General features: G+C 65.8%; 26 protein-coding genes. 11 read left to right on the top strand and 15 right to left on the bottom strand.

Annotated features, from left to right (window positions below):
• Positions 1-186: 186 nt before the first annotated feature.
• A complete protein-coding gene (gene radA, locus CFB24_RS10415; RefSeq protein WP_088520554.1) occupies positions 187-1,605 on the bottom strand; it encodes a DNA repair protein RadA in 1,419 nt (472 codons plus the stop codon).
• Positions 1,606-1,713: 108 nt separating this feature from the next.
• The gene (locus CFB24_RS10420) at positions 1,714-2,445 is read right to left on the bottom strand and encodes a cytochrome c biogenesis CcdA family protein (protein WP_088520555.1); all 732 of its coding nucleotides are present in this window, start codon (positions 2,443-2,445) and stop codon (positions 1,714-1,716) included.
• A 72-nt stretch (positions 2,446-2,517) separates the two neighbouring features.
• Between CFB24_RS10420 and CFB24_RS10425 the strand changes: the two genes are divergently transcribed.
• Together CFB24_RS10425 and CFB24_RS10430 are read left to right on the top strand one after the other, a co-directional pair.
• A complete protein-coding gene (locus CFB24_RS10425; RefSeq protein ID WP_088520556.1) occupies positions 2,518-3,507 on the top strand; it encodes a P1 family peptidase in 990 nt (329 codons plus the stop codon).
• A gap of 38 nt (positions 3,508-3,545) precedes the next feature.
• Positions 3,546-4,118 (top strand): RBBP9/YdeN family alpha/beta hydrolase, encoded by a 573-nt coding sequence (locus CFB24_RS10430; protein ID WP_088520557.1) that lies wholly within the window; start codon positions 3,546-3,548, stop codon positions 4,116-4,118.
• Positions 4,119-4,462: 344 nt separating this feature from the next.
• On the opposite strand, the gene rpsD is transcribed toward CFB24_RS10430, so the two are convergent.
• Positions 4,463-5,080, bottom strand: coding sequence for a 30S ribosomal protein S4 (rpsD, locus tag CFB24_RS10435; RefSeq protein WP_088520558.1), 618 nt, complete (start codon positions 5,078-5,080; stop codon positions 4,463-4,465).
• Between the two features lie 285 nt (positions 5,081-5,365).
• On the opposite strand from rpsD, the gene CFB24_RS10440 reads away from it, so the two are divergent.
• From CFB24_RS10440 to CFB24_RS10455, 4 genes are all read left to right on the top strand, one after another.
• On the top strand, positions 5,366-6,028 hold the full coding sequence (locus CFB24_RS10440; protein WP_088520559.1) for an HAD hydrolase-like protein: 663 nt from the start codon (positions 5,366-5,368) through the stop codon (positions 6,026-6,028).
• 3 nt (positions 6,029-6,031) lie between these two features.
• Positions 6,032-6,445 carry a GFA family protein gene (locus tag CFB24_RS10445; RefSeq protein ID WP_088520560.1) on the top strand — a complete coding sequence of 138 codons (414 nt, stop codon included), beginning with the start codon at positions 6,032-6,034 and terminating at the stop codon, positions 6,443-6,445.
• 40 nt (positions 6,446-6,485) lie between these two features.
• A complete protein-coding gene (gene murI / locus CFB24_RS10450; protein ID WP_088520561.1) occupies positions 6,486-7,334 on the top strand; it encodes a glutamate racemase in 849 nt (282 codons plus the stop codon).
• 63 nt (positions 7,335-7,397) lie between these two features.
• Positions 7,398-8,108 carry a class I SAM-dependent methyltransferase gene (locus tag CFB24_RS10455; protein WP_244593138.1) on the top strand — a complete coding sequence of 237 codons (711 nt, stop codon included), beginning with the start codon at positions 7,398-7,400 and terminating at the stop codon, positions 8,106-8,108.
• Here the strand turns inward: CFB24_RS10455 and CFB24_RS10460 are convergent.
• The 5 genes from CFB24_RS10460 to CFB24_RS10480 form a co-directional block, all read right to left on the bottom strand.
• Positions 8,088-8,537 carry a MarR family winged helix-turn-helix transcriptional regulator gene (locus tag CFB24_RS10460; protein ID WP_088520562.1) on the bottom strand — a complete coding sequence of 150 codons (450 nt, stop codon included), beginning with the start codon at positions 8,535-8,537 and terminating at the stop codon, positions 8,088-8,090. The two genes, CFB24_RS10455 and CFB24_RS10460, sit on opposite strands and share 21 nt — an antisense overlap.
• Positions 8,538-8,544: 7 nt before the next feature.
• Positions 8,545-9,018 carry a DUF2269 family protein gene (locus CFB24_RS10465; RefSeq protein WP_088520563.1) on the bottom strand — a complete coding sequence of 158 codons (474 nt, stop codon included), beginning with the start codon at positions 9,016-9,018 and terminating at the stop codon, positions 8,545-8,547.
• A 69-nt stretch (positions 9,019-9,087) separates the two neighbouring features.
• Positions 9,088-9,927: a nucleoside triphosphate pyrophosphohydrolase gene (gene mazG, locus CFB24_RS10470; RefSeq protein WP_088520564.1), complete on the bottom strand. Its 840-nt coding sequence runs from the start codon at positions 9,925-9,927 to the stop codon at positions 9,088-9,090.
• A gap of 94 nt (positions 9,928-10,021) precedes the next feature.
• Positions 10,022-10,693, bottom strand: a complete 672-nt coding sequence (locus tag CFB24_RS23935; protein WP_088520565.1) for a cold-shock protein — start codon at positions 10,691-10,693, stop codon at positions 10,022-10,024.
• A gap of 349 nt (positions 10,694-11,042) precedes the next feature.
• Positions 11,043-11,639 carry an alpha/beta hydrolase family protein gene (locus CFB24_RS10480; protein WP_088520566.1) on the bottom strand — a complete coding sequence of 199 codons (597 nt, stop codon included), beginning with the start codon at positions 11,637-11,639 and terminating at the stop codon, positions 11,043-11,045.
• Between the two features lie 85 nt (positions 11,640-11,724).
• Here CFB24_RS10480 and greA point away from each other — a divergent pair, with 85 nt between their 5' ends.
• A complete protein-coding gene (greA, locus tag CFB24_RS10485; protein ID WP_088520567.1) occupies positions 11,725-12,207 on the top strand; it encodes a transcription elongation factor GreA in 483 nt (160 codons plus the stop codon).
• Between the two features lie 371 nt (positions 12,208-12,578).
• On the opposite strand, the gene CFB24_RS10490 is transcribed toward greA, so the two are convergent.
• A complete protein-coding gene (locus tag CFB24_RS10490) occupies positions 12,579-13,268 on the bottom strand; it encodes a class I SAM-dependent methyltransferase (RefSeq protein WP_088520775.1) in 690 nt (229 codons plus the stop codon).
• A 124-nt stretch (positions 13,269-13,392) separates the two neighbouring features.
• On the opposite strand from CFB24_RS10490, the gene CFB24_RS10495 reads away from it, so the two are divergent.
• Positions 13,393-13,935: a hypothetical protein gene (locus CFB24_RS10495; protein ID WP_141098422.1), complete on the top strand. Its 543-nt coding sequence runs from the start codon at positions 13,393-13,395 to the stop codon at positions 13,933-13,935.
• A gap of 73 nt (positions 13,936-14,008) precedes the next feature.
• Here the strand turns inward: CFB24_RS10495 and CFB24_RS10500 are convergent, their stop codons facing one another.
• Positions 14,009-14,146, bottom strand: coding sequence for a hypothetical protein (locus tag CFB24_RS10500; RefSeq protein WP_244593136.1), 138 nt, complete (start codon positions 14,144-14,146; stop codon positions 14,009-14,011).
• A 215-nt stretch (positions 14,147-14,361) separates the two neighbouring features.
• On the opposite strand from CFB24_RS10500, the gene CFB24_RS10505 reads away from it, so the two are divergent.
• Positions 14,362-15,462 carry an FAD-dependent oxidoreductase gene (locus CFB24_RS10505; RefSeq protein ID WP_158255167.1) on the top strand — a complete coding sequence of 367 codons (1,101 nt, stop codon included), beginning with the start codon at positions 14,362-14,364 and terminating at the stop codon, positions 15,460-15,462.
• 31 nt (positions 15,463-15,493) lie between these two features.
• On the top strand, positions 15,494-16,471 hold the full coding sequence (locus tag CFB24_RS10510) for an MBL fold metallo-hydrolase (RefSeq protein ID WP_206605447.1): 978 nt from the start codon (positions 15,494-15,496) through the stop codon (positions 16,469-16,471).
• Between the two features lie 394 nt (positions 16,472-16,865).
• Here CFB24_RS10510 and CFB24_RS10515 read toward each other — a convergent pair whose 3' ends face one another.
• The 5 genes from CFB24_RS10515 to tmk form a co-directional block, all read right to left on the bottom strand.
• Positions 16,866-17,492 (bottom strand): endonuclease NucS domain-containing protein, encoded by a 627-nt coding sequence (locus CFB24_RS10515; protein ID WP_158255166.1) that lies wholly within the window; start codon positions 17,490-17,492, stop codon positions 16,866-16,868.
• A 108-nt stretch (positions 17,493-17,600) separates the two neighbouring features.
• Complete coding sequence (gene guaA, locus CFB24_RS10520; RefSeq protein ID WP_088520571.1) at positions 17,601-19,193, bottom strand: glutamine-hydrolyzing GMP synthase; 1,593 nt, start codon at positions 19,191-19,193, stop codon at positions 17,601-17,603.
• Positions 19,194-19,688: 495 nt separating this feature from the next.
• Positions 19,689-20,816, bottom strand: a complete 1,128-nt coding sequence (tgt, locus tag CFB24_RS10525; protein ID WP_088520572.1) for a tRNA guanosine(34) transglycosylase Tgt — start codon at positions 20,814-20,816, stop codon at positions 19,689-19,691.
• Between the two features lie 58 nt (positions 20,817-20,874).
• Complete coding sequence (locus CFB24_RS10530) at positions 20,875-21,951, bottom strand: DNA polymerase III subunit delta' (RefSeq protein WP_088520573.1); 1,077 nt, start codon at positions 21,949-21,951, stop codon at positions 20,875-20,877.
• The gene (gene tmk, locus CFB24_RS10535; protein ID WP_425332079.1) at positions 21,948-22,616 is read right to left on the bottom strand and encodes a dTMP kinase; all 669 of its coding nucleotides are present in this window, start codon (positions 22,614-22,616) and stop codon (positions 21,948-21,950) included. The genes CFB24_RS10530 and tmk overlap by 4 nt, the downstream gene beginning before the upstream one ends.
• Positions 22,617-22,746: 130 nt before the next feature.
• On the opposite strand from tmk, the gene CFB24_RS10540 reads away from it, so the two are divergent.
• Positions 22,747-24,183, top strand: a complete 1,437-nt coding sequence (locus CFB24_RS10540) for a cryptochrome/photolyase family protein (protein WP_176440430.1) — start codon at positions 22,747-22,749, stop codon at positions 24,181-24,183.
• Positions 24,184-24,207 lie beyond the last annotated feature (24 nt).

The raw sequence follows: 24,207 nt of genomic DNA on the forward strand, positions 1-24,207 counted from the left end.
GGATACAAAAGATAATTTTCCGAATGCTTACGCGGCGTAATGCAATTTTTATCAACGTAAGGCGCACGCCGTCCGCGCACGCCCGGCTCCGCGCGCCAAGAGGCTGTTTTACATAACCTTACGTCAATGACAGAATGGCGGGAGGGCGCGGCGGTCGCGCGATTGTTTTTTCGGAGAGACGTCGCGTTAACGATCGGCCGGCGCGTTGGGCGCCTTGCGCCCGAGCGCCGCGATCTCGGCGATGGCTTCGCCAATATGGCGGATCGCGTTCATTCCCATTCCTTTCGGCGTCTCGCCCTTGGCCGATGCGCGCCCGTCGGCGCCCTGCGGCGCGACGGCGCGGGAAAAGCCGAGCTTTGACGCTTCCTTCAGCCGCAGGCCGGCATGGGGCACCGGCCGCACCGCCCCGGACAGGCCCACCTCGCCGAAAAACACCATGTCTTGCGGCAACACGGCGCCGACCAGCGAGGACACCAGGGCCGCCGCCGCCGCCAGATCCGCCGCCGGCTCGGCGATCTTCATGCCGCCGGCGACATTGAGATAAATGTCATGCTGTCCGAGTTTCACCCGGCCATGCGCTTCCAGCACCGCGACGAGCATGGACAGCCGGCTCGGGTCCCACCCGACCACCGCCCTGCGCGGCGTGCCCAGGGCGCTGGGGGCCACCAGCGCTTGGATTTCGACCAGAACGGGGCGCGTGCCTTCCATTCCCGCGAACACCGCCGCGCCTGCCGCCGAACCATCGCGGCCCGCCAAAAACAGCGCGGACGGATTGGCGACCTCAGTCAGGCCACCACCGGTCATTTCGAACACGCCGATCTCGTCGGTCGGGCCGAAGCGGTTTTTCACATTGCGCAGGATACGGAAATGGTGCGACCCGTCGCCCTCGAAGCTGGCGACCGCGTCCACCATATGCTCGACCACGCGCGGTCCGGCGATCTGACCGTCCTTGGTGACATGGCCGACAAGAATCACGCAGGCGCCGGAAAGCTTGGCGAAGCGGATCAGCGCCTGCGCTGCGCCGCGCACCTGGGTGACGGTGCCGGCGGTCGCGTCGGCCGTATCGGTCCACATGGTCTGGATCGAATCGATCACCACCAGGGCAGGGCGCCGGCCAGCCGACAAGGTGGCGATAATGTCTTCCACCGACGTTTCCGCCGCCAGCTCCACCGGCGCGTCGGCAAGACCGAGCCGCTCGGCGCGCAGCCGCACCTGCGCCGCCGCCTCCTCGCCGGAAATATACACGACGCGCTCGCCCTTTCGCGCCAGCATCGCGCAGGCCTGGATCAGCAGGGTGGACTTGCCGATGCCAGGTTCGCCGCCGATCAGCAGAACCGACCCCGGCACGAATCCGCCGCCGGTGACGCGATCCAGCTCCGCCAGGCCCGACAGGACGCGGGGCGCCGGCTTCGATTCGCCCGACAGGCCCTCAAGCGCGAAGATCCGCCCCTTCTTCGCCCCGCGCGCGGCGGCCGCGCCGATCCCGGAGGTGGGCGCCTCCTCGACGAAGGAATTCCATTCGCCACAGGCCTCGCATTTGCCTTGCCAGCGCGGCGACACGGCGCCGCAGGATTGGCAGATGAAATTCGAGCGGGCTTTGGCCAAGGCGAAGTTCCAGGATACGCAAAAAGAGAACAATTAAAGAACATAGGCGCGCAACGATGTCCAGCGCGATTTCGCGCCGCCACGCGCCTTGTCAGGCAAAGCGCAGGCTCACCCCAGCGTGGCCAGCCCCGGAAAGGTTTGGATCAGCCAAAACGACATATTTTGGACGCCGCCGGTGAGAAAGGCGAGGCCTGTCAGCACCAGCAGGCCGCCGACCGCGCGCTCGACCTTGCCGAAATGCGCCTTGAACCGGCGCAGAAAGCGGATGAACGGCTCCATCGCCAGCGCCGCCACAATGAAGGGAATGCCGAGGCCGAGCGAATAGACCGCCAGCAGGAAGGCGCCCTTGCCGACCGTGGCCTCCGATGAGGCCACCGCCAGAATGGCCGCCAGAATCGGCCCGATGCACGGCGTCCACCCGAATGCGAAAGCCAGGCCCATCACATAGGCGCCCCAAAGTCCCACCGGCTTTTCCACGGCGACGCGCTTTTCGCGATAGAGCACGCCGAGCTTGAACACGCCGAGAAAATGCAGGCCCATGCCGATGATGGCCACGCCGGCCGCCGCCGAGAGCAGCGGCAGGTTCTGCCGCACCGTTTGGCCGATAACCGAAGCCGTGGCGCCCAAGGCGACAAAGACCGTCGAAAAGCCTGCGACGAACAGCAGCGCCGCGAAAGTGGTGTCGCGAACGGCGCGGCGCGCGCCGCCCTCGGCCAGTTCCTCCAGGCTCGTCCCGGCGATATAGACGAGATAGGGCGGCGCCAGCGGCAGCACGCAGGGCGAGAGAAACGACAGCAGTCCCGCCAGAAGCGAGGCCGTAATGGTTACATGATCGGTCATCGCACACCTTTCCTGTTGGCCTTGATAAGCCATGCGCGCAGAATAGGGAATGTTTCACGTCGAGGCGTGCTCATGCGCAATCTCATCACCGATGTGCCCGGTCTTCTGATCGGCAACGCCGAAGACGCGACAATCGCCACCGGCGTCACGGCGTTGCTGTTCGACGCGCCGGCGATCGCCTCCGTGGCGGTGTCGGGCGGGGCGCCAGGGCTGCGCGACGCCGCCCTGCTCGAAGCCGACATGACCGTCGCGCGCGTGGACGCCCTCGTCCTGTCGGGCGGATCTGTCTACGGGCTCGATTCGATGGGCGGCGTGATTTCCGTTCTACGCGAGCGGGGCAGGGGCGTTGAAGTCGCCGGTCAGCTCGCGCCCATCGTTCCCGGCGCCATTCTGTTCGACCTCGCCAACGGCGGCGACAAGGATTTTTGGCGTGAGCCGGCCTATTGGCGGCTGGGCGCCGAAGCGGCCGGCGCGGCCTCGGGCGATTTCGCGCTAGGCTCGCACGGGGCGGGCTATGGCGCCACGCTGGCCGACCTGAAGGGCGGGCTTGGCTCGGCCTCCGCCATGACGGGCGACGGTTTTGTCGTCGGCGCGCTGGTGGCGGTCAATGCGGTGGGGCAGGCGACCATCGGCGACACGGCGCATTTCTGGGCGGCCCCATTCGAGCGCGACGGCGAATTCGGCGGTCGCGGCTGGCCGGCCGCGTTCGATCAGACTCTGCTTCAGATTCGCATGAAGGGCGCGGAGCCGCGCAACACCAATATCGCCATCGTCGCCACCGACGCCGAATTGACCAAGGCTCAGGCCAAGCGCGTCGCCATCATGGCGCAGGACGGCCTCGCGCGGGCCTTGCGCCCCGTTCACGCCGCCATGGATGGCGACACGGTTTTCGCCGCCGCCACAGGCTTTTCGGCGCGTGCGGTCGATCCGGTCGAGCTGACGCGGATCGGCGCGGCGGCGGCGGATTGTTTGGCCCGCGCCGTGGCGCGCGGCGTCCACGCGGCCCAGGCGCTGACTTTTCCCGGCGCCCTGCCGAGCTGGAAAGACAAATTCGACGGCTGATCGCTTTCCTTCCGCCCCGCTTGCGCTAAATAGACCTCATGCGAATTTCGGACTTGGACATTCTCATCGTTCCCGGCCTTGGCGGCTCGGGTCCCGACCATTGGCAGAACCGGTGGGGCCAAAAGCTTTCCACCGCGCGACTCGTCACCCAGGCCGATTGGGAACGGCCGCGGCGCGAGCCTTGGGTCAGCAACATCTTGCGCGAAATCGACGCGTCGACCCGGCCGGTGGTGCTGATTGGCCATAGCCTCGGCGCGCTGGCGGCGGCGAGCGCCCTTGCGGAGCATGGCCGGGCAGGCCAGGGGGGCGGCAAAGTCAAGGCGGCCTTCCTGGTGGCGCCGCCCGATTTGAGTGCGGCCGGCCTCGCCAGCTTTCCGATTGACTCCGCTTTCAAAGAAAAAGCGCCGCAAGCGGCGCTTCAAGTTCCCGGCGTTCTCGTTGCCAGCCGCAGCGACCCTTTCGCCGATTGGGCTTTCGCCGAACGGCTCGCTGACGTGTGGGCGCTGGACTTGGCCGACGCGGGCGACGCCGGCCATATCAACGCCGAGAGCGGTCACGGTCCCTGGCCAGAGGGATTAATGCGTCTGGCCGGGCTCTTCGCTAAAATCTGACCGTCACCGCAACCACGCCCCTCCGAAGATTTGGCGCCAACGAGATAAAATCTCGTTGGCCATTTCTCCTGGGGCGCGGCATGTTCTTGCGCCGGCTGTCCAGCGCGATAAAACCATGCCTTGTATGCCACTCAATGAATCGTGCAGCAAAACCACCAGGACATGCCGACCGTATGGCCGATGCGCGCCGTGACCGCTTTCGAGCGCCAATCGCGACACGCTTGCCTGCCTGACGATTGCCAAGTCTTGCTCAAGAGCGCATCGGCGTCGTTGACCTGAGTCAAAACGCGAAAAGCCGCCCAAACGGGCGGCTTTTGCTTGCTGAATCGCGCGAGGGCGATGAATCAGCGCGAGTAGAATTCGATAACCAGGTTCGGCTCCATCAAGACCGCGTAGGGCACTTCGCTCGGCAGCGGAATGCGGGTCATCTTGGCGGTCATCTTGGAATGATCGACCTCGTAATAATCCGGTACGTCACGCTCGGCGAGCGCCACGGATTCCAGAACGGTCACGAGCTGGCGCGACGCTTCCTTCACCTCGATCACATCGCCGGGCTTGACCAGATAGGAGGCGATGTTGACGCGGCGGCCGTTGACCTTGACGTGGCCATGATTCACGAACTGGCGCGCGGCGAACACGGTCGGCACGAATTTGGCGCGATAGACCACGGCGTCGAGACGACGCTCCAGCAGGCCGATCATGTTGTCGCCCGAGTCGCCCTTCATGCGGATGGCTTCGGCGTAATACTTGCGGAACTGCTTTTCCGAAATGTTGCCGTAATAGCCCTTGAGCTTCTGCTTGGCCTTGAGCTGGGTGCCGAAGTCGGAGAGCTTGCCCTTGCGGCGCTGGCCATGCTGGCCGGGGCCATATTCGCGCTTGTTGACCGGGCTCTTCGGGCGGCCCCAGATGTTCTGGCCCATGCGGCGGTCGATTTTATATTTGGCTTCTGAACGCTTGGTCATAAGGTCCTCAGTGTCGTATACGCGAAGACCTTCCGCACGCCCCTCGGGGCGCGGCGACGAAAGCGATCCTCGCGTTCGGCGTAAACGCCGGCGGAGATCGCGCCCTCCTCTGCTTCCTGGGAAGCCGACAGACCACTCACCGGATCGGGAACGGTCACGGGTGCGAAAAACTTTCCCGTTGGCCAGGGCCTGCGGGAGAGAGGCCGCTTGGTACCGCAGGCGGGCGGGGGCGTCAAGGGCGTGCGACACGTTTACGACGCCTGCCGCCAGGGCTATGGTCCACCCATGCCTTCAGCTCCTTCCGTTCTCATTGACCTCGACGGCACGCTGGTCGACTCCCAGCCGGGCATCATCGCCAGTTGCGAAGCGACGCTGCGCGCGCTGGGCCATTCCGGCGAAGCGCCGGACATCCAGCGTTTCATCGGCCCGCCGCTCGAAGAAATGATCACGGCGCTGCTGCAAGCGCGCGGCGACGATCGCGTCGTCGAGGGCGTGGCTGCCTATCGAAGCTATTATGGCGAGACCGGACTTTACGGCGCCACGCCCTATCCGGGAATTCCCGAGGCTCTGCGAACCATCGCTCGAACGGACGCGCGCCTGTTCGTCGCCACCTCGAAGCGCCAGGATTTCGCGCGACGCATCCTCGACAATCTAAAGCTGGCCGATGTCTTCGTTGACATTTACGGCTCGATTCCCGGCGGCGCGCTGGACCAGAAGCCGGAGTTGCTCGCCCATATCGTCGCCGAGCAGCGCCTCGATCCGGCGCGCGCGGTCATGGTCGGCGACCGTCGTTACGACATCGCCGGCGCCCGCGCGAATAACATGCGCGCCCTGGGCGTGCTCTGGGGCTATGGCGCCCGCGCGGAGCTGGAAGACGCCGGCGCCGATGGTTTGGTGAAGCGCCCCGGCGACCTCGCCGAGGCCGCGCTGGCGATGGTGAAAGGATAGGTCATGGCGGAGATTTCCGGCGGATGCCTGTGCGGCGCTTTGCGCTATCAATTGCGGGCGGCGCCGCCGAAAATCTCGGTCTGCCATTGCACACATTGCCAGAAAAGTTCGGGCTCGGCCTTTTCCGTCAATCTGCTGACGCCCGAAGCCGATATCGCCTTCACCGGCGAAATGGCGCTCTATGAGGATCACGCCGACAGCGGCAACATCCTCAAACGCTATTTCTGTCCGCGCTGCGGCTCGCAGCTGGGCAGCCACAATATGCTGCGTCCCGGCATGTTCATCCTGCGCGCCGGCACGCTCGACGATACCAAGGCGCTCGAGCGCGTGGCGCTGCAGTGCTGGACGCGCTCTCGCCAGCCTTGGGTCCGGCTGATCTGCGACGCGCCGGAGTTTTTGGAGGCGCCCAAAATCTGATATTTTTGGCGGCGCCGACGAAAAAGCGCTAAAGCGGGGCATGATCGCCGCTTCGATTCGCGCGAAAATTCTGGTTTTCGATTCCGGCCTCGGCGGGTTGACCGTGCTGCGCGCCCTGATGAAGCAGCGCCCCGACGCCGATTTCGTCTATGCCGCCGACGACCTCGGCTTTCCCTATGGCCCACGCCCGGAGGCCGAAGTCGTCGCCTTGGTGACGCGGGCGATGGAGCGGCTGATCGCCGCGGACAAGCCGGATTGCATCGTCATCGCCTGCAACACCGCCTCCACTCTGGTGCTGCCGCATTTGCGGGCGAAATGGCCCATTCCCTTCGTCGGCACCGTGCCCGCCATCAAGCCGGCGGCGGAATTTTCATCGACCCGGCTGATCTCGATCCTCGCCACGCCCGGCACCGTGTCGCGCGACTACACGCGCAAACTGGTCGAAAAATTCGCTCGCCATTGCGACGTGACGCTGGTCGGCGCGAAAAAGCTCGCGCCTCTCGCCGAAGCCTTCATGCACGGCGAACAGCTCGACGATAATGAAATCGCGGCGGAAATCGCTCCCTGTTTTGTCGCCGACGGCGCGCGAAAAACCGACTGCGTGGTGCTCGCCTGCACCCATTATCCGTTGCTGTGCGAAAAATTCGTGCGCCTCGCGCCCTGGCCGGTGCATTGGATCGACCCGGCGCCGGCCATCGCGCGCCGCGCCGATCACGTCTTGCGCGACAAATTTCCGGCGGGGCGCGGCGGCGGCGGGTTTACCTTTCGCTACACCAGCGGAGCGGCGCCAGGAGAAAAACTGCTGGCGGCGCTGAACGCGTTCCTGCCGGCGCGCCCCATTGAGACGGGGGCGGACATGCGCGCCGAAGCCTCCGCGCCGGCGAAATGAAGATAGTTTCGCGCGCAAGGCCGGAACGTCATTGGCGTCTCCGGCGCAGTCGAGGAGGACGATTTGGGCGAAAAACCCCTGCATGAAACCATCGCCGACGCGGATTTCGCCCGTCGCCGCGCCGAGGCGCGCGCAAGGCTCGACGCGCTCGATCCCGCCAAGAACGGCGGCGGCGATCCCTTCCGCCGCGACTGGTTCGCCGCCGTCTACGCCCTGGCCGAGGGCGACGCCGCCAAGGTGCCATGGGGCAATCTGGCGCCGCACCCCTTGTTGGCGGATTGGCTGGCGACGCGCCGGCTTGACGGGATGCGCGCGCTCGACATTGGCGGCGGGCTTGGCGACAATGCCGCCGCCTTGGCCGGGCAGGGGGCGCGTGTAACAAGTTTTGATCTGGTCGCCGACGCCGTGGCCTGGGCGAACAAGCGCTTTCCAGCCCTCGACTTTCAAACCGCCGACCTGTTCGCGGCTCCGCCGGACTGGGCGGAAGCCTTCGATTTCGTCAACGAGATTTACACCTTGCAAGCGTTGCCGGCAGGGCTGCTGCCGCAGGCGCGACAAGCCATCGCGGGTTTCCTCAAGCCGGGCGGAAAGCTGCTGGTCGTCGCCCGAGCGCGCGAGGACGATCAAACGATCGAAGGGCCGCCGTGGCCCCTATGTCGCAGCGACCTGCTGGCGTTCGAGCGCTTCGGGCTCCAACTGGAGACGCTGGAGGACATCCCACCCGGCGCCACGCCGAGCCGCCACTGGCGCGCTCTATTCGGAAAGATCCGATAGGTTGGCCGACATGTTGCGCAGCAGCGCGAAGAATCGCTCGGAGTCCGCCGCGCTGAGGCCTTGCGACGCGCGCTCATTAACCGCTTGAGCCTCGGCTATCAGCGGCGACTGGAGAGCGCGGCCCTTGTCGGTGAGGCCAATCAGCACCTGGCGCCGGTTGCCCGGGTCGGGCGAAAAACTCACCAGCCCGTCGCGCTCCATACGCTTGAGCGTATTTGCAACGGTTGGTTGCTCGATGTCCAGCCGCCGCGCGATTTCCGACTGGGTGATTCCCTCCTGCTCCCAAAGCACCAGCAGGATGGGAAACTGGCCAAGCGCGACGCCATGGCGATTCAATCTCCGGTCGAGCGCCCGGGCGAACAATCGCCCGAGCAGATTGACAGCATAACCGAGGCTCTCTTCCCGGCGAAACCCGCTCTCGGTCGTCATGCGCCCCTCATTGCGCCGCCTGGCGTCGAAATAAGACCGGCTTATAGAGGCCGAGCGCGATCGCGGCCAGCGCCAGGCTGACATTGGCGGCTCCAAATCCATCTTCGGTGAGAAGCGCACCGCTGAGGGCGTCGCCGAATTCGCCCGCCTTGGCCAGGGCGAGCGCGCGGACGCCGGCGGGAACCACAAAGGCCGCCGTGTTGATCAGAATGAGCCCCGCAGCGCCGACATGGGCCGCCAGCCAGCCAATCTTGAACGGCGACACACGGGCCGACGCGCTCATGCCGACGCCAGAAATCAGCAGCAAGCCGAGGCCGGGCAGGGTCAACAGGCGAGTGGCCTGAACAATCTGCGCGCGCGCGGCGACAAAGGCGGCGTCGCCCGGCGTTCCGGCCAGCGCCCCGGCGACGATATGGCCGAAAATGCTGCCGAGAAACAAAGTGAGACCGAGAAGGTGAAGGAACTTGCAGAAACGATACATGGGTCCGCTCCTATGTCTGGTAGACATAGCAAGCTATAGCAGGCGAAAGCTTTGATAGCAAGCTATGATTCAGTCCGAAATGTCCGAGTCTTCACGGTTCTTGGCTTCATCCCACAGCGCGTCCATCTCGGCGAGGCTGACCTCGCCAAGCTTTTTTCCTGCTTGTTCAAGCTTTTCTTCAATATATCCGAAGCGCCGCTCAAACTTCTGATTGGTGGCGCGCAGGGCGGCGTCCGGATCGGCTTTCACATGGCGGGCGAGATTGGCGACGGCGAACAACACGTCGCCAATCTCCTCGGCGACATGTCTGCGATCGTCACGCGACAGCGCTTCCTCGACCTCGTCGCATTCCTCCCGGATTTTCGCCAGAACCAGGCGCGCGTCGTTCCAGTCGAAACCGACCTTCGAGGCCTTGTCTTGCAGTTTGACGGCGCGAGCGAGGGCAGGCAGGGCGGTGGGAACGTCGGCCAGAAAACCCCGCCGCGGCTGTTCCGGCAAACCGGCGGCGCGGCGCCGTTCGGCCTTCTCCGCCTTCTCTTGCGCCTTGATTTCGGCCCAGATGCTTTCGACGGCTTCAGGCGTGCGCTGTTCCGGCGCGCCGAACACATGGGGATGGCGGCGAATCAGCTTCTCATTGATCGCCTGCACCACGCCGCCAAAATCGAACAGACCGCGCTCCTCGGCCATGCAGGCGTGAAACGCCACCTGCAGCAGCAGGTCGCCCAGCTCGTCGCGCAGATCGACGAAATCGTCGCGCTCGATGGCGTCCACCACCTCGCAGGCTTCTTCGATCGCATAAGGCGCAATGGAGCGAAAATCCTGCGCCAAATCCCAGGCGCAGCCAATGTCCGGCGTACGCAGCCGCGCCATGATTTCGAGCAGGCGGGAGATGTCGCGGGTCGGTTCCATGCAAGCCCCAAACTGCAGTGCAAACGAAAAGAGCAGGGCGTTTCCGCCCTGCTCTTTTCTTAATGGATCGCCATGCGATCCGTAACCCCTCGCATCAAGCGAGCGAGATCGCCACGGCCTCACGGCCCTTCTGCGTATCGACCACTTTCATGGTGACCGGTTGGCCCTCGGCGAGGCCCTGGATTCCGGCGGAGCCAAGAATGGAAATATGGACGAAGACGTCCTTACCACCGTCGCTGGCCTGCACGAAGCCGAAGCCCTTGGCGCCGTCGAACCATTTGACCGCGCCCTGGACTTCCACGGCGTTGGACAGGTCAGGCTGGCGGCGCGCCGGACGCGGCGAATCGCCAAAGGAGCGCTGCGGAGCGCGCTCGGCGGCGCCCGCGGTGTCGACCTCAATCACGCGCGTGACCTGCTGGCCCTTGACGCCATTGGCGACAAGCACCTTGAGCTTGGCGCCCGGAGGCACGTTCTCGAAGCCGGCCTGCTGCAGCGCGCCAATGTGGAGGAAGGCGTCGCCCGCGCCGTTGGAGAGTTCGACGAAACCGAAACCCTTGTCGGTCTTGAACCATTTGACCACGGCGTCGACCGAATTGCCCACGGGAGCTGACGGGGGCGGCGGCGCGAAATCGCCAAAACCGCCGCCCATGGGCTGACGGTCGAAGGTCTGGCGGGGCTGGCGAAATTGCCGCGGGCTGTCGAATGAGGGCCCATCGTCATCGAAACCGCGCTTCCTGGGGCCCCGGAAATCTTTACCTTTGCTCATGTCCGCCTATTTAACTCCGCCTCATTTCAAAATGGCGCGGGGCCTTCATTCGCCCATACGCCTAATGGCCCTGCGGCTTGATGACCGAAGGGAACCGCCAGCAGATGGTTGTGTGATTTTTTTCAAGTCCAAAGCCCGCGCGTTCATCATTTAACAGCAAACGGGCAATTCTGGCTATGGGTAATTTCGCGGAATCACACCATATCATGGCGAAATTTCGCGCTTCACGGATTACCGTTACGGAAGCGCTGACGGGCGGGGGCGCGCTGCGCGGAGCTCGCCTACGCTTCCGCAACGCCAAATTCGCTGACGTTTGCCTGGATCGGAGCGGGGACGACGGCGCGAGCGGCTAAAGCGTCAGGAAATCGGCGATGGCCTTGCTGATATCGCTGTCAATTTGGTCTTGGTCGAGGCCGCGCGATTTCAGCGCCGTCTTGGAGGCGAGAAGCGAATGATCGCCCCCCTCGACGACATGGAGGGCGTTCGGAGCCGTCATGCGCTGACGGACGCCCTCAAGCAGATCCAGAGGGCAGAGCCTGTCCTTCGTTCCCTGGACGAACAGAATCGGCGTGCGAAGCGCTAAAAGAACTTCGTCGCGCAGATTCGCTCGATTTCCTGCGCCGCAAAGCGGGTATCCGAGGCAGACGACCGCCGGGACGCGTTCGGTCAGGGCGACGTGGCAACCGACCCGACCGCCCATGCTCTTGCCGATCAGCACAATCGGCCCGGCATGGTTTTCCCGCAGTCTCGCCAAGGCCGCCCGATGCCTTTCCATGAGCTTCGGAAGACGATCGGGGCTTTTCCGGCCTTCAAGCGCGTAGGAATAATCGAAGGGGACGACGGTCCCGATAGGCTCCAGCATTTTGCGAAAGGCCTGCATGCGCGGATGAGTCGTCGGCGCGCCGGCGCCGGGCGCAAGCAGGAAGGCGATGTCTGGTTTGGTCATGACTCGTCTCTACCAACTTTCAGGTGGCTGATCATGCTTTAGCCTGTTACCGGAGCGCAGATCATCATGTTGAGAGGAGTCCAATTTGAGCGTCGCCTTCGCTAAGGAAGACAGTGCGGAAACCGCGTCCGAGACCTTGCTGCCCGACCGCCCGATTTCGCCTCATCCAAACATTGTGACGCCAGCGGGATTGAAAGCGCTTGAACTTCAGCTCGAACAGGCTCGCGCCGCGTATGAGACGGCGCTGAAAATCGACGACGTGAACGAACGGCGACGGCAAACCGGCATTCCTTTGCGAGATATGCGCTATTTTGCGGCGAGAGTTCGGAGCGCCCAGGTCATGACCGAACCTACCTCAACCGAAACCGTCGCTTTTGGCAGCACGGTGGCGTTTCGGCGCCAGGATGGGCGCGTGCAGCGCTATCGCATCGTGGGCGAGGACGAAGCCGACCCGAAGTCCGGCTCGATTTCCTTCGTTTCGCCCGTGGCGAGACTGCTGATGGGCAAAGCCGTTGGCGATGAGGTCGGCGCATCCGGCCAAGAACTTGAAATCGTCTTGATCTCCTGAGCGCATCATCCGCGCGCGGCATCGAGCGAAACTGAAGCCCGAAGCGCCTCGACGCTTGCTGGAATTTAGCGAGGCGCGTTTTGGATAAAGTGCGCGGGCGAGCGCCCCAGGACTGACTATAGGTCAGGTAGGACTGCCACGTGTGATCAGCGGCGGCTACGAGACGTCATTGTCGGCGCTCTTGTCGAAAGCTGAGCAATCCTGCGTCCAGAGACAACGATCCAGCCATCAGTCTCAAGACGCTCGCGCCTCACCCCGTGGAGATCTTAGGAGAACGAACCTAAGGCAGCGGCCCGACAGGGGAGACCTACGCCCTACCGAATTTCGCATAATCAATATTATGGAACTAGCAGAGATTGCGACGCGCCCCTTTAGGCGCGGCCGCTCAACACGGCGAACCTCCATGCCTTGAAACTGCAATCCACGTCGGAAAATCCTACCTCCTCAAGCCATTGCAACTGCAGCCCGACCGGCGCGCACACATCGTAGCTCATGCGCTGCAGCGCCTTTTCGACTTCGGGCTCTGGAACGCCCAGCCTCCTGATCTGCTCCAGCCAGAGCCGCGCATAACGCGCGTCGGCCGTCGGGGTCGGCCCCGCGACCTGTTCGGCGTTCACGAACAGGCCGCCCGGCTTAAGCGCCGCACGAACGCGCCGGTACAGGCCACGCTTCGCCTCGTCTGGCAGATGATGAATCGCCAGCGACGAGACCACCACATCCCAGCCGCCGCCGAGATCTGCGCCGGTCATGTCGGCGATGCGATAGTCGATGCTGTCGAGGCCTGCAAAACGCGCGCGCGCTTGGTCGAGCATGGCGGCCGAGCCATCCAGCAGGCACAGACGGCCGACGGGCTGCTGCGCCAGAATCATCGAGGAAAACAGCCCGGTGCCGGCGCCGAGATCGAGCACGTCGATCGCCTGGGCGCTGCGGCCTTCCGCGATCAGCGTGAGGGCCGCGCCATAAAACGCGTCGAAACACGGGATCAGGCGGCGGCGCTGTACATCGTAGTTTTCGGCGTCGCGGCTGAACAGCGCGGACGCCGGCGCATCGGGCATGGTCATGCTATCGCTTTCCTTTTTCATGGCGATCCGTTCCGAGGTTATCCTGGCGCGAATCACGCCACGTCGACGCAAGAGGCAGGCGGCGCGGTTTTTGCTTCAGATCGTCCGCCCGCTGGGAGCCGCCATGACCGTCGTTTTACCCGACACGCTCAAACGTTTCATCTGGGATTTCCAATCTGTCGTCGAACTGGCGGAAAACCCGCGCGAACTGCTGGTCATCGGCGGCGACGTGTTCCGCCGCGCGCTGGACGCCCCGGATCTGGCGCCCCCCGCCTTCGCCGCGGCCAACCCCTCGGAGCCGCAGCTCTACCAGCTCTACGCCGACGCGCTGGCGCGATTCGCCGTGGCGATTCTGGCGCTGGCGCCGAATCAGGAGGGTCCGGTTCTGCCGGGGGCAGGGTGGCGGCTGGCCGGCCTGCTGTCGGGCGCCGCGATCCGGCGCAGCGAGGGCGGCGCCGAGGCGCGGCTGGCCCAGGGCCAGATGGAAACCGCGCGGGCCGGTGGAGGCGCCGCGCAATATTCCAACGACTCGCCTGACCGCCCCGCCCTGCTCCTGCTCGCCTTCGACGCGGCCGACCTCGCCGCGCCCGCCGCGCCGAGCTTCGCCAACGGCCCGGACAATCCGCCCTTCGACATTTTCACCATCCAGACCCGAATCGAGGCGTAAATAGCCCGCACACTCGCCGCCGCCCAACGCGCCCTGGCCTGAGGAAATGGCCGGGCGCGCCCGGCCATCCCCATTATTTCTTGTGCTTGCGCGTCATCACGTCGATCGCTGTGACCGCCTCCGACGTGTCGAGCCAGGCTTCGGCGCGCTCCTCGGTCTTGAATTCCTTGCCCAGACCGAGCCCGTCGGCGGCCTCCGGCAGATGCAGCAAGCACGCCCATTTGCATTGGGTTTCTGTTCGATCGTCACCTTGGATTCCGCCATTTCACCCTCCGATTTGGCGTTTGCGTCCTGCGAATGTCGCAACGTCAGCATTGCGACAATCCGCCCCGCGCGGCTGGCAGGGTTGGCGCCCCCGAGGCGAGTCCGGGAACCATGGCGGCGGCGCGACGTTGGGGCGCATCGCTCCCGAAAAGGAATCCGCATGTGGCGGAGGGTCCACTGATTGTCGGCGCAGGCCCGACGGGCCTGGCGGCGGCCTTGTTCCTGGCCGAAAAAGGCGTGAAAGCGCGGCTGATCGACGCCGCCCCGGCGCCGGAACAGCAATCGCGGGCGCTCGCCATCAACACGCGCACGCTCGACCTGCTGGCGCCGAGCGGCGTCGCCAACGCGCTCGAATCCGAAGGCCGTCGCCTGCGCGGCGTGCGCTTTTATCAGGAATGGACCGAGGTCGCGGAACTGCGGTTTCGCGAGCGCCGCATGATCGCCCTGCCCCAGACCCGCACGGAAGCGATCCTGCGCGCGGCGCTGGCGCGCCATGGACTCGTCCCCGAGCGCGGCGTGCGCTTCGAGGCGCTGGCGCAGGACGGCGTCGGCGTCGTAGCGACTTTGGCGCATGAGGACGGCCAGCGCGAAAAGGCGCGGGCGCCGATCCTGCTCGGCGCCGACGGCGCGCACAGCCGGGTGCGCGCCGCGCTCGGAATCGGCTTTCCCGGTTCCGCCGTTCCGGAAGCCTGGCCGTTGTGCGACATCGCCCTCGACACGCCGCTCGGCCCGGACGTCGCGCATGTCTGCTTCCAGAAGCGCGGGCTGATCTTCATGCTGGCGCTGGCGCCGGGGGTGTGGCGGGCGTTCGGCAACCTGCCCGACCTGCTCGACCGCCTGCCGCCGGGAACCCGGCCCGGCGCAACGCTGTGGCGCTCGTCGTTCCACATCAGCCATCGCATCGCCATCCGCGAAGTTCGCGGCCGCGTCGCGCTCGCCGGCGACGCCGCGCATCTTCATTCGCCGGTGGGGGCGCGCGGCATGAATCTCGGCATCGAAGACGCCTATGTGTTCGCGGCCTGCGCGGCGGAGGCGCTGGCCGGGCGCCCCGGACGGCTGGACGAGTACGGCCGCCTGCGCCGCCTGACGCACGAACAGGTGGTCGGGCGGGTGAGGGCGCTGACCACTTTCGCGCGCGGCCGCCCCGCCCCGCTCGGGGCGTTGCGGCCCTGGCTGCTGCCGCTGGCGCTGCGATGCCCGCCGCTCGCCCGCGCGCTGCGCGACACGCTGACCGGGCTGGACCACCCGGCGCGCGCGCATTGAAGCGCGCGCTCGCGAATGTTACATCGCCTTCATGCTGCAGAATCAATATTATTCCGGGCCGCCCAGCGATCATTTCGACGGACGCTTCTTCAATCTCGCGCCCGCGACGCCGGACAAGCAGGTGGCGGAAATCAAGCGCTGGCGCAAAGCCTTGAATCCCCGCCCCTGGCCGGCCGACATTGTCGTGCCGAGCGTCACGCCCGAGGCCCGCAGCGAGGCGACGCGGCTGACCTTCGTCGGCCACGCCACCGTGCTGATCCAGACGCGCGGGCTGAACCTGCTGACCGACCCGTTCTGGTCGACCCGCGCCAGCCCCGTGCCGTTCGTCGGCCCCAAGCGCGCCTGCCCGCCCGCGGTCGCCTTGGACGCCCTGCCCCCGATCGACGTGATCCTGCTCAGCCACAACCATTACGACCATTGCGACATGGCCACGCTGCGGCGGCTGGTGAAGCGCGATGCGCCGCTGATCGTCACCCCGTTCGGCAACGACGCCATCGTGCGCCGCGCCCTGCCCGCCGCGCGCGTGACGGCGCTGGACTGGTGGGACGATGTGAATCTGCGCGGCGAGGTCGGCGCGACGCTGGTTCCGGCGCAACATTGGTCGTCGCGCTCCCTCAGCGACCGGCGCATGGCGCTGTGGGGCGGGTTTTATGTGCGCGCCGGGGCGGAAACGATCTATTTCGCCGGCGACACCGGCTATGGCGACGGAACCCTGTTCAAGACGATCCGCGCCCGCGTCGGCGCGCCGGACGTGGCGCTGCTCCCCATCGGCGCCTATGAGCCGCGCTGGTTCATGGCCGACCAGCATGTCGCGCCGGAGGAAGCGGTGATGATCTTTCAGGATCTGGAGGCGGTTCGCGCCTTCGGCATCCATTGGGGCGTGATCCAGCTCACCGACGAAGGCCGCGACGAGCCGCGCGAGGAACTGGCCAAGGCCCTCGCCACGCAAAAGATCGCGCCGGAGCTTTTTGTGGCGGCGCCGCCGGGGTTTGTGTGGCAGGCGGGCTGACGCCGGCGAAAGTGAAAGCCCAGAGGCGGGACTTGACAAAGCGGCGGGTTTTGTTCCTGTTATGTTCCACGTGAAACCGGGACGACTAACAGGCTGAATCCCAACGACTTTTGATGCCTCACGCGCACGTCCGCCGAGGCGCACCGGCTGCGCAACCAAACGATTGTTCGTGCAAAAATTGACGCATTTCGCTCGTTTTTTCACACAAAAATGCAGAAAACCGCGCGTTTTCGATCACTTTTTGCAAATTCGATTCTACCGGAAGTGGAATTTCGCCAAAATCCACGCTGCGCGCCCTATTCTCGGAATACCAAAAACAGACATCGCGAGTCCGCCCTCCTCAATGCGCTGATCAAAGGCCGCGCGAGGGGGCGGAAACGCGCGCCGTCGCCTCTCATGCAGCCAGAGGGGAAAACGAGAAGCGAAATCCGTAGCTCACCAGTTTGACGCTTGGCACAACGCGCGCGGCGGACAGAGCGCGGGCGTCGAAATCGGGCGCAATCAGAATCCCCCGGACGGATTCGTTCGTTTCCGCGAGAATGTCCCCCATATAGGCCAGCAATTGCGCCACCGCGTCGCGCGGCGCCTTGACCGCCTTCAGTTCGATGACGACCCACGCTCCCGACGAGTCTTTGGCGAGAATGTCGATCCGGCCGGAGGCGACGGCCTTTTCCGCGCCGCCATCAGCAATCACCAGACCCGCTTCGAGCTGGGAGATTTCCTTGTGCAACGCCGCTTGCAGGTCGCGCTCCATTGAAAAGGTGCGGTCGCCCTCGGCGAGCAAATCGACCGCATCGGATGCTGGCGTGGAAACTTCAATGCGTGCGGACTCGAGTTCGAAGTCCTGCCGGAAACGCGCATATTTCTGGACCGCCGCTTTATAGGACGCGAGATTATTCCGCACGTCGCCATTGATCGTCAGTCTTGAAGGATTCGGCCTGTTCCTTCTCTGGTCTTCCGACGAATAGGCCAGTTCTTCGAGCAGGCTTTGGAGTTCATCCTGGTCATAGAGGCTGTCCATGTCGCCATAAACAGCCTCAACCCGCTTGAGTTCAGACAGTTTGGTCCGCCACGTCGCCTCAGAAGGAACAGCGCGGCGGAGCCAGTCTCTGTAACTCGGGTGCATGCCTTATTCCCATTCGATCGTGCCCGGCGGCTTCGACGTCACGTCATAGACCACGCGGTTGACGCCCTTGACCTCGTTGATGATGCGGGTGGCGGTGCGGCCGAGAAACGCCATGTCATAGGGGAAGAAGTCGGCGGTCATGCCGTCCACGGAAGTCACGGCGCGCAAGGCGCACACATGATCATAGGTGCGGCCGTCGCCCATCACGCCGACGGTGCGCACCGGCAGCAGCACGGCGAACGCCTGCCAGATCACGTCATACAGCCCGGCCTTGCGGATCTCGTCGAGATAGATGGCGTCGGCTTTGCGCAGAATGTCGAGCTTTTCGCGGGTGACGCCGCCGGGGCAGCGGATGGCGAGGCCGGGGCCGGGGAACGGATGCCGCCCGACGAACGCCTCGGGCAGGCCGAGTTCGCGGCCCAGCGCGCGGACTTCGTCTTTAAAGAGTTCGCGCAGCGGCTCGACCAGCTTCATGTTCATGCGCGCGGGCAGGCCGCCGACATTGTGGTGGCTCTTGATGGTGACCGACGGGCCGCCGGTGAAGCTGACGCTCTCGATCACGTCGGGATACAGCGTGCCCTGCGCCAGAAATTCCGGGGCGCCCTTGCCGTCCGCCGCGATTTTTTTCGCTTCGGCTTCAAACGTCTCGATGAACAGCCGGCCGATGGTCTTGCGCTTGGTTTCGGGATCGGACTCGCCTTCCAGCGCGCCGATGAACAGATCCTGCGCCTGAACGTGGACCAGCGGAATGTTGTAATGGTCGCGGAACAGCCGCACCACTTCTTCCGCCTCGCCCATGCGCAGCAGGCCGTGATCGACGAACACGCAGGTGACGCGCTCGCCGATGGCCTCGTGGATCAGCACGGCGGCGACCGCCGAATCCACGCCGCCGGACAGGCCGCACAGCACCCGGCCCTGCCCCACCTGCGCGCGGATCGACTTGATCGCCTCGCCGCGGAACGCCGCCATGGTCCAGTCGGATTTCAGCCGGGCGACTTTTTGCACGAAATTGGCCAGCAGCCTGGCGCCGTCGGGCGTGTGGGCCACTTCGGGATGGAACTGGGTGGTGAAGATCTTGCGCTTTTCGTCGGAGGCGACGGCGAGCGGGGCGTTCTCGCTGCGCGCCTTGACGGTGAACCCTTCGGGCAGACGGGTCACGCGGTCGCCATGGCTCATCCAGACCTGATAGCGCCCGCCCTTCTCCCACAGCCCGTCGAACAGCGCGCTGTCCTCGATCACCTCGACCTCGGCGCGGCCGAATTCGGCGGCGTGGCCGCCCTCGACCGCCCCGCCCATCTGGGCGGCGATAGTCTGCTGGCCGTAGCAGATCGCCAGGATCGGCAGGCCGGATTTGAGGATGTTTTCGGGCGCGCGCGGCGAGCCTTTTTCGGTGACCGAGGCCGGGCCGCCCGAGAGAATGACCGCGCCGGGCCGAATGGCGTCGAACGCCTTTTCCGCCGACTGGAACGGCACGATTTCGCAATAGACGCCGGCCTCGCGCACGCGGCGCGCGATCAGCTGAGTGACCTGCGATCCGAAATCGACAATGAGGGCTTTGTCGTGGCGCCGGAGAATATCGTCGTGCAGGTCGGTCATGTCGGTCCCTTGCGCGGCGCGCCGGCGCAATTTGCGCCGCTCGCGCCCAGTTTTGGCTGGTTGCGCATGGGATTAAGCGAAAGGCGCGCGCCGTGCAAGTTGGCGCAGATGAAGGCAAGCTTAACCTTAGGGAACCCGATGCGCGCGCGGACTGTATTTGTGCGGCGCACAATAAATGCTCGAGCTACAGCTGATACAAATCAATTTTTTTGTCATGATTGCTCCTGCGACACATAGACAAGGGAATTTTCTTCGACTAACTTGAAAAAACCGTCGGGGAGACGGTCGCAGCCGGAAAATCGGCGCGGAGCTCGTGTCCAAGTCGTGGGAGGACGTCAAACAGCAAGACTATGCGCCGGCATTTATCTCGGGGAGAGAACAGCTTCGGCATAGTCCGCTTTTTGGCAGGACAAGGCAGGCAGAGCGGAAAAGCGACGAGCTTTTCCGCTCTTTCATTTTAAACTTTACGCCAGCGCTTTACGAACGCGCGCCCGCTCAACCGGGTTCCCCGTCGCGGGTCCAATTGTCTTTCACCTGCGCGAGATAATCGTCGTAACGCCCCGCGGATATGGCTTCGCGCGCGCCAGCCATCAGATCCTGATAATAGGCCAGATTGACCCAGGTCAGCAGCATCATCCCCAAAATTTCCTGGCAGCGGACGAGGTGGTGCAGATAGGCGCGGGAATAGTCGCGCGCCGCCGGGCAGGAGCTGGTCGGGTCGAGCGGGCGCGGGTCCTCGGCGTGGCGGGCGTTTTTCAGGTTGAGCTTGCCCCAGCGGGTATAGGCGAGGCCGTGGCGCCCGGCGCGGGTCGGCATGACGCAATCGAACATGTCGATGCCGCGCTTGACCGATTGCAGCAGGTCGTCGGGCGTCCCCACCCCCATCAGATAATGCGGCTTGTGCTCGGGCAGGTGCGGCATCACCGTCTCGATCATGGCGAGCATCACCTCCTGCGGCTCGCCCACCGCGAGGCCGCCGACCGCCATGCCGCCGAAATCCATGTCCGCGAGCGCCCGCGCGCTCTCGATGCGCAGGTCGCGCTCCGCCCCGCCCTGCACGATGCCGAAACAGGCGCGGCCGGGCTGTTCGCCGAACGCCTTGCGCGAGCGCTCGGCCCAGCGCAGGCTGAGCCGCATGGCGCGCTCGGCCTCCTCATGCGAGCAGGGCAGCTTGACGCATTCGTCGAACTGCATCTGGATGTCCGAGCCGAGCAGGCGCTGGATCTCCATCGACCGCTCCGGCGTCAACTGATGCCGCGAGCCGTCGATATGCGACTGGAACGTCACGCCGTTCTCGTCGAGCTTGCGCAGTTTCGCCAGCGACATCACCTGGAAGCCGCCGGAATCGGTGAGGATGTTGTGCGGCCAGTTCATGAACTTGTGCAGCCCGCCGAGTTCGGCGACGCGCTCGGCGCCGGGGCGCAACATCAGATGATAGACATTGCCGAGCACGACGTCGGCGCCGAGTTCGCGCACCTGGCCGGGATACATGGCCTTCACCGTCGCCGCCGTGCCGACCGGCATGAAAGCCGGGGTGCGGATCGCGCCGCGCGGCGTCGAAATTTCGCCAAGGCGGGCGCCGCCGTCGCGGGCGCGCAGGGTGAAGCGGAAGTCGTCGGTCAAGGCTTTGTCTCGGATCAGGGGCGAAGGCCCGGCACAAGGCCGGCGCCGCCCGCTTTTGTCAAGGCCGCCCGCCCCCGGCCGCGCGCGCCAGCAGGTCGAAGGTCAGCAGCGTGAAGGCGCGCTTGTCGAGATTGAAGATCGCCTGCTCGCGCGAGTCGCGTTCGAGCCGCTCCCAGGCCTCGGCATAGGGCGCGACCGCGCGCGGGCCGAGATCCCGCTTGGCCCGCACCTCCGCGCCGAGCCAGCCGAACGCCGCCGACAGCAGCGCCTCGAAGGCGGTTTCGTCGCCCGCCGCCGCATCCGCTATTCCATGAACCAGCGGCCAGTCGATGCGCGGCAGCAGCGACAGGGCGCGCGCCACCTGCGCGTCGAAGCGGGCGTCGGCGGCCGACAGCAGCCGCAGCGCCTCGCGCGGGGCGCCCTCGGCCCGCGCGCAGGCGCTCGCGAGTTCGGCGTCTCCCGCCTTGATTCCTGAGGCGTCGAGCGCGGCGCGCACGGCGGCGCGCAGATCGTCTCCGTCCAGCGGGTGCAGCATCAGCCGGCGGCAGCGCGAGCGAATCGTCGGCAGGATGCGGCCCGGCTGGTGCGCCACCAGCAGGAACAGGCTGCGCGGCGGCGGCTCCTCGATCATCTTCAGCAGAGCGTTGGCGCTGGCGGCGTTGAGATCGTCGGCGGAATCGACCAGCGCCATGCGCCAGCCGCCGCCGCCCGCCGCCTGCTCGAACAGATGCAGCATTTTCCGCACGTCCTCGACGGCGATGCGGGTGAAATGTTTTTTGGTCTTGTCGTTCCAGCCGCGCCGCAGCAAGGCGAGATCGCCGTAGGCGAGATTGGAGATTTTGCGCGCGACGGGATGGTCGGGATCGACGTCGAGCGTCGCGGCCCCGGCGACCTCGGGCGCGGCCGGGTCGGGATGGACGGCGAGAAAGCGCGCCAGCCGCCAGGCCAGCGTCGCCTTGCCAATGCCCTGCGGTCCGCCGAGAATGAACGCCTGCGGCATGCGTCCGCTGCGAAACGCCTCCAGCAGCGCGGCCTCGGCTTTGACGTGGCCGAACAGGCGGAACGTGTCGCGGGGATGCGGGGCCGGCTCGAAGCGGTCGCTTTCCGGCGGCGCCTCCTCCTGCCTGCCCCTCACGTCGCCAGCCCGACCGGGACGGCGCGTTCGCGCTGGCGGAATTTTTCGGCGATGGCCCGCCAGATCGCCGCCGCCACCCAGGTTTCCGATTGCGTGGCGTCGATCAGCCGGCAGCGGTCGGGATCGTCGCTGGCGATGTCGCGGAATTTCTGCCGCAGCAGATGGTGGAAGGAATCGGCCTCGCTCTCGAACCGGTCGGCGCCCAGTTCGCCGCGACGCTGGCGGGCGCGGGCCAGCCCGACCTCCGGCGCGAGATCGAGAATGAAGGTGAGGTCGGGCCGGCAGCCGGCGAGAGTCGTCGTCTCCAGCGCCTCCAGCACCTTCTCGTCCACCTCGCCGCGCGCGCCCTGATAGGCGCGGGTCGAATCGGCGAAACGGTCGCACAGCACCACCGCCCCGCGCGCGATGGCCGGGGCGATCACCCGGTCGATATGGTCGATTCGGGCGGCTGAAAACAGCACGGCTTCGCCCAGCGGCCCGAATTGTTTGGCCTTTCCGCCCAGGATAAAGGCGCGCAGCCGCTCGGCCAGATCGGTGCCGCCGGGCTCGCGGGTCACCACCAGCTCGCGCGCGTAATCGCGCAGCCGGCCGCCGAGTATGCGAATCTGGGTCGATTTCCCGGCCCCCTCCCCGCCTTCGAAGGTGATGAAAAGACCTGTGCCCACGCGCGCCTTGCCCTTTGAGTGAGCGTGTCTCATAACGCGAAAAAACCGCCCGGGGTAGTCGTCACGGTGGCGCCTTTCGGCCCCGAGGTCGGTTATGCCTCAAATCCATCCTTTATCGCGCGATCTTTTGATGTCCCAAAACCCCTCTTCTTGCGCGCTGGTCTGGTTTCGCGAAGATTTGCGCCTCGGCGACAATCCGGCGCTCGCGGCGGCCGTCGCCACCGGCCTGCCGCTGCTCTGCCTCTATATAGATGAAGACGGGACCGCCGACCTGCGCCCGCTGGGACGGGCGGCGCGCTGGCGGCTCGACCGCGCCCTGGCGGCGCTCGAAGCCGATCTCGCCCGCTTCGGCGGCAAGCTGCGCTATCTGCGCGGCCCGGCCGAGTCGCTGCTGCCGGAGCTGGCGCAGGCGGCGGGCGCGACGCATCTTGCGTTCAACCGGCGCCACGGCGGCGTCGAGCGCGCCGTCGACGCGCGGCTGATCGAAACGCTCGCCGGCCAGGGTCTGAAGGTCGAAAGCTTCAACAGCGCCCTGCTGATCGAACCGTCGCAGATCGCCACGCGGCCGGGCGGCTATTTCAAGGTGTTCACGCCGTTCTGGCGCGCGGTGCGCGACCGGCTGCTCGCCGCCGAACCGGGCCTGGCGCCGGAGCGGATCTCCTTCGCCGACTGGCCGGGCGCGCTGCCGCAGGTTTCCCGCGAGTCGCTGGCGCTGTCGCCCTCGCGCCCGAACTGGGCCGAACATTTCCTGGAGCCGGACGCGGGCGAGGCCGGCGCCCTGGCGCGGCTGCATCGCTTCATCGACGCCAAGCTCGATGGTTACGAAACCATGCGCGACCGCGTCGATTGCGACGCCGCCTCCAAACTGTCGGCGCATCTGCATTTCGGGGAAATTTCGCCGCGCCAGATCGTCGATGCGGTGCGCGGACGGCCGGCGGAGAAATTTTTGATCGAACTGTGCTGGCGCGAATTTTCGATCCACCTGCTCCACGCCCGGCCCGACCTGTCCTGGCGCAATTTCAACGCCCGGTTCGACCATTTCCCCTATCGCGCCGATCCCGAGGCGCTGGAGGCGTGGAAGCGCGGGCGCACCGGCTATCCGATCGTGGACGCGGCGATGCGCCAGCTTTGGCGCACGGGATTCCTCGCCAACCGGGCGCGGATGGTCGCGGCCTCGTTCCTGACCAAACATTTGCTGATCGACTGGCGCGAGGGCGAGGCCTGGTTCTGGGACACGCTGACCGACGCCGACGAGGCCAATAACGCCGTGTCCTGGCAATGGGTCGCCGGCAGCGGCCCCGACGCCGCGCCGTTCTTCCGCATCTTCAACCCGGTGCTGCAAGGCGAGAAGTTCGACCCCGACGGCGATTACGTCCGTACCCATTGCCCGGAGCTTGCCCGGCTGCCGACCCGCTACATTCACCGCCCCTGGAGCGCGCCGGCCGACGTGCTGGCGGCGGCCGGCGTCGAGATCGGCCGCAACTGGCCGGCGCCGATCGTCGAGCACGATTTCGCGCGCCGGCGGGCGCTCGACGCCTTCGGCTCGATCGCGACCTCGGGCGCCTGACCCCCGGAAATCCAAGGGTTTGCC

The organism is Rhodoblastus acidophilus, assembly GCF_900187365.1.
GTDB lineage: Bacteria > Pseudomonadota > Alphaproteobacteria > Rhizobiales > Beijerinckiaceae > Rhodoblastus > Rhodoblastus acidophilus.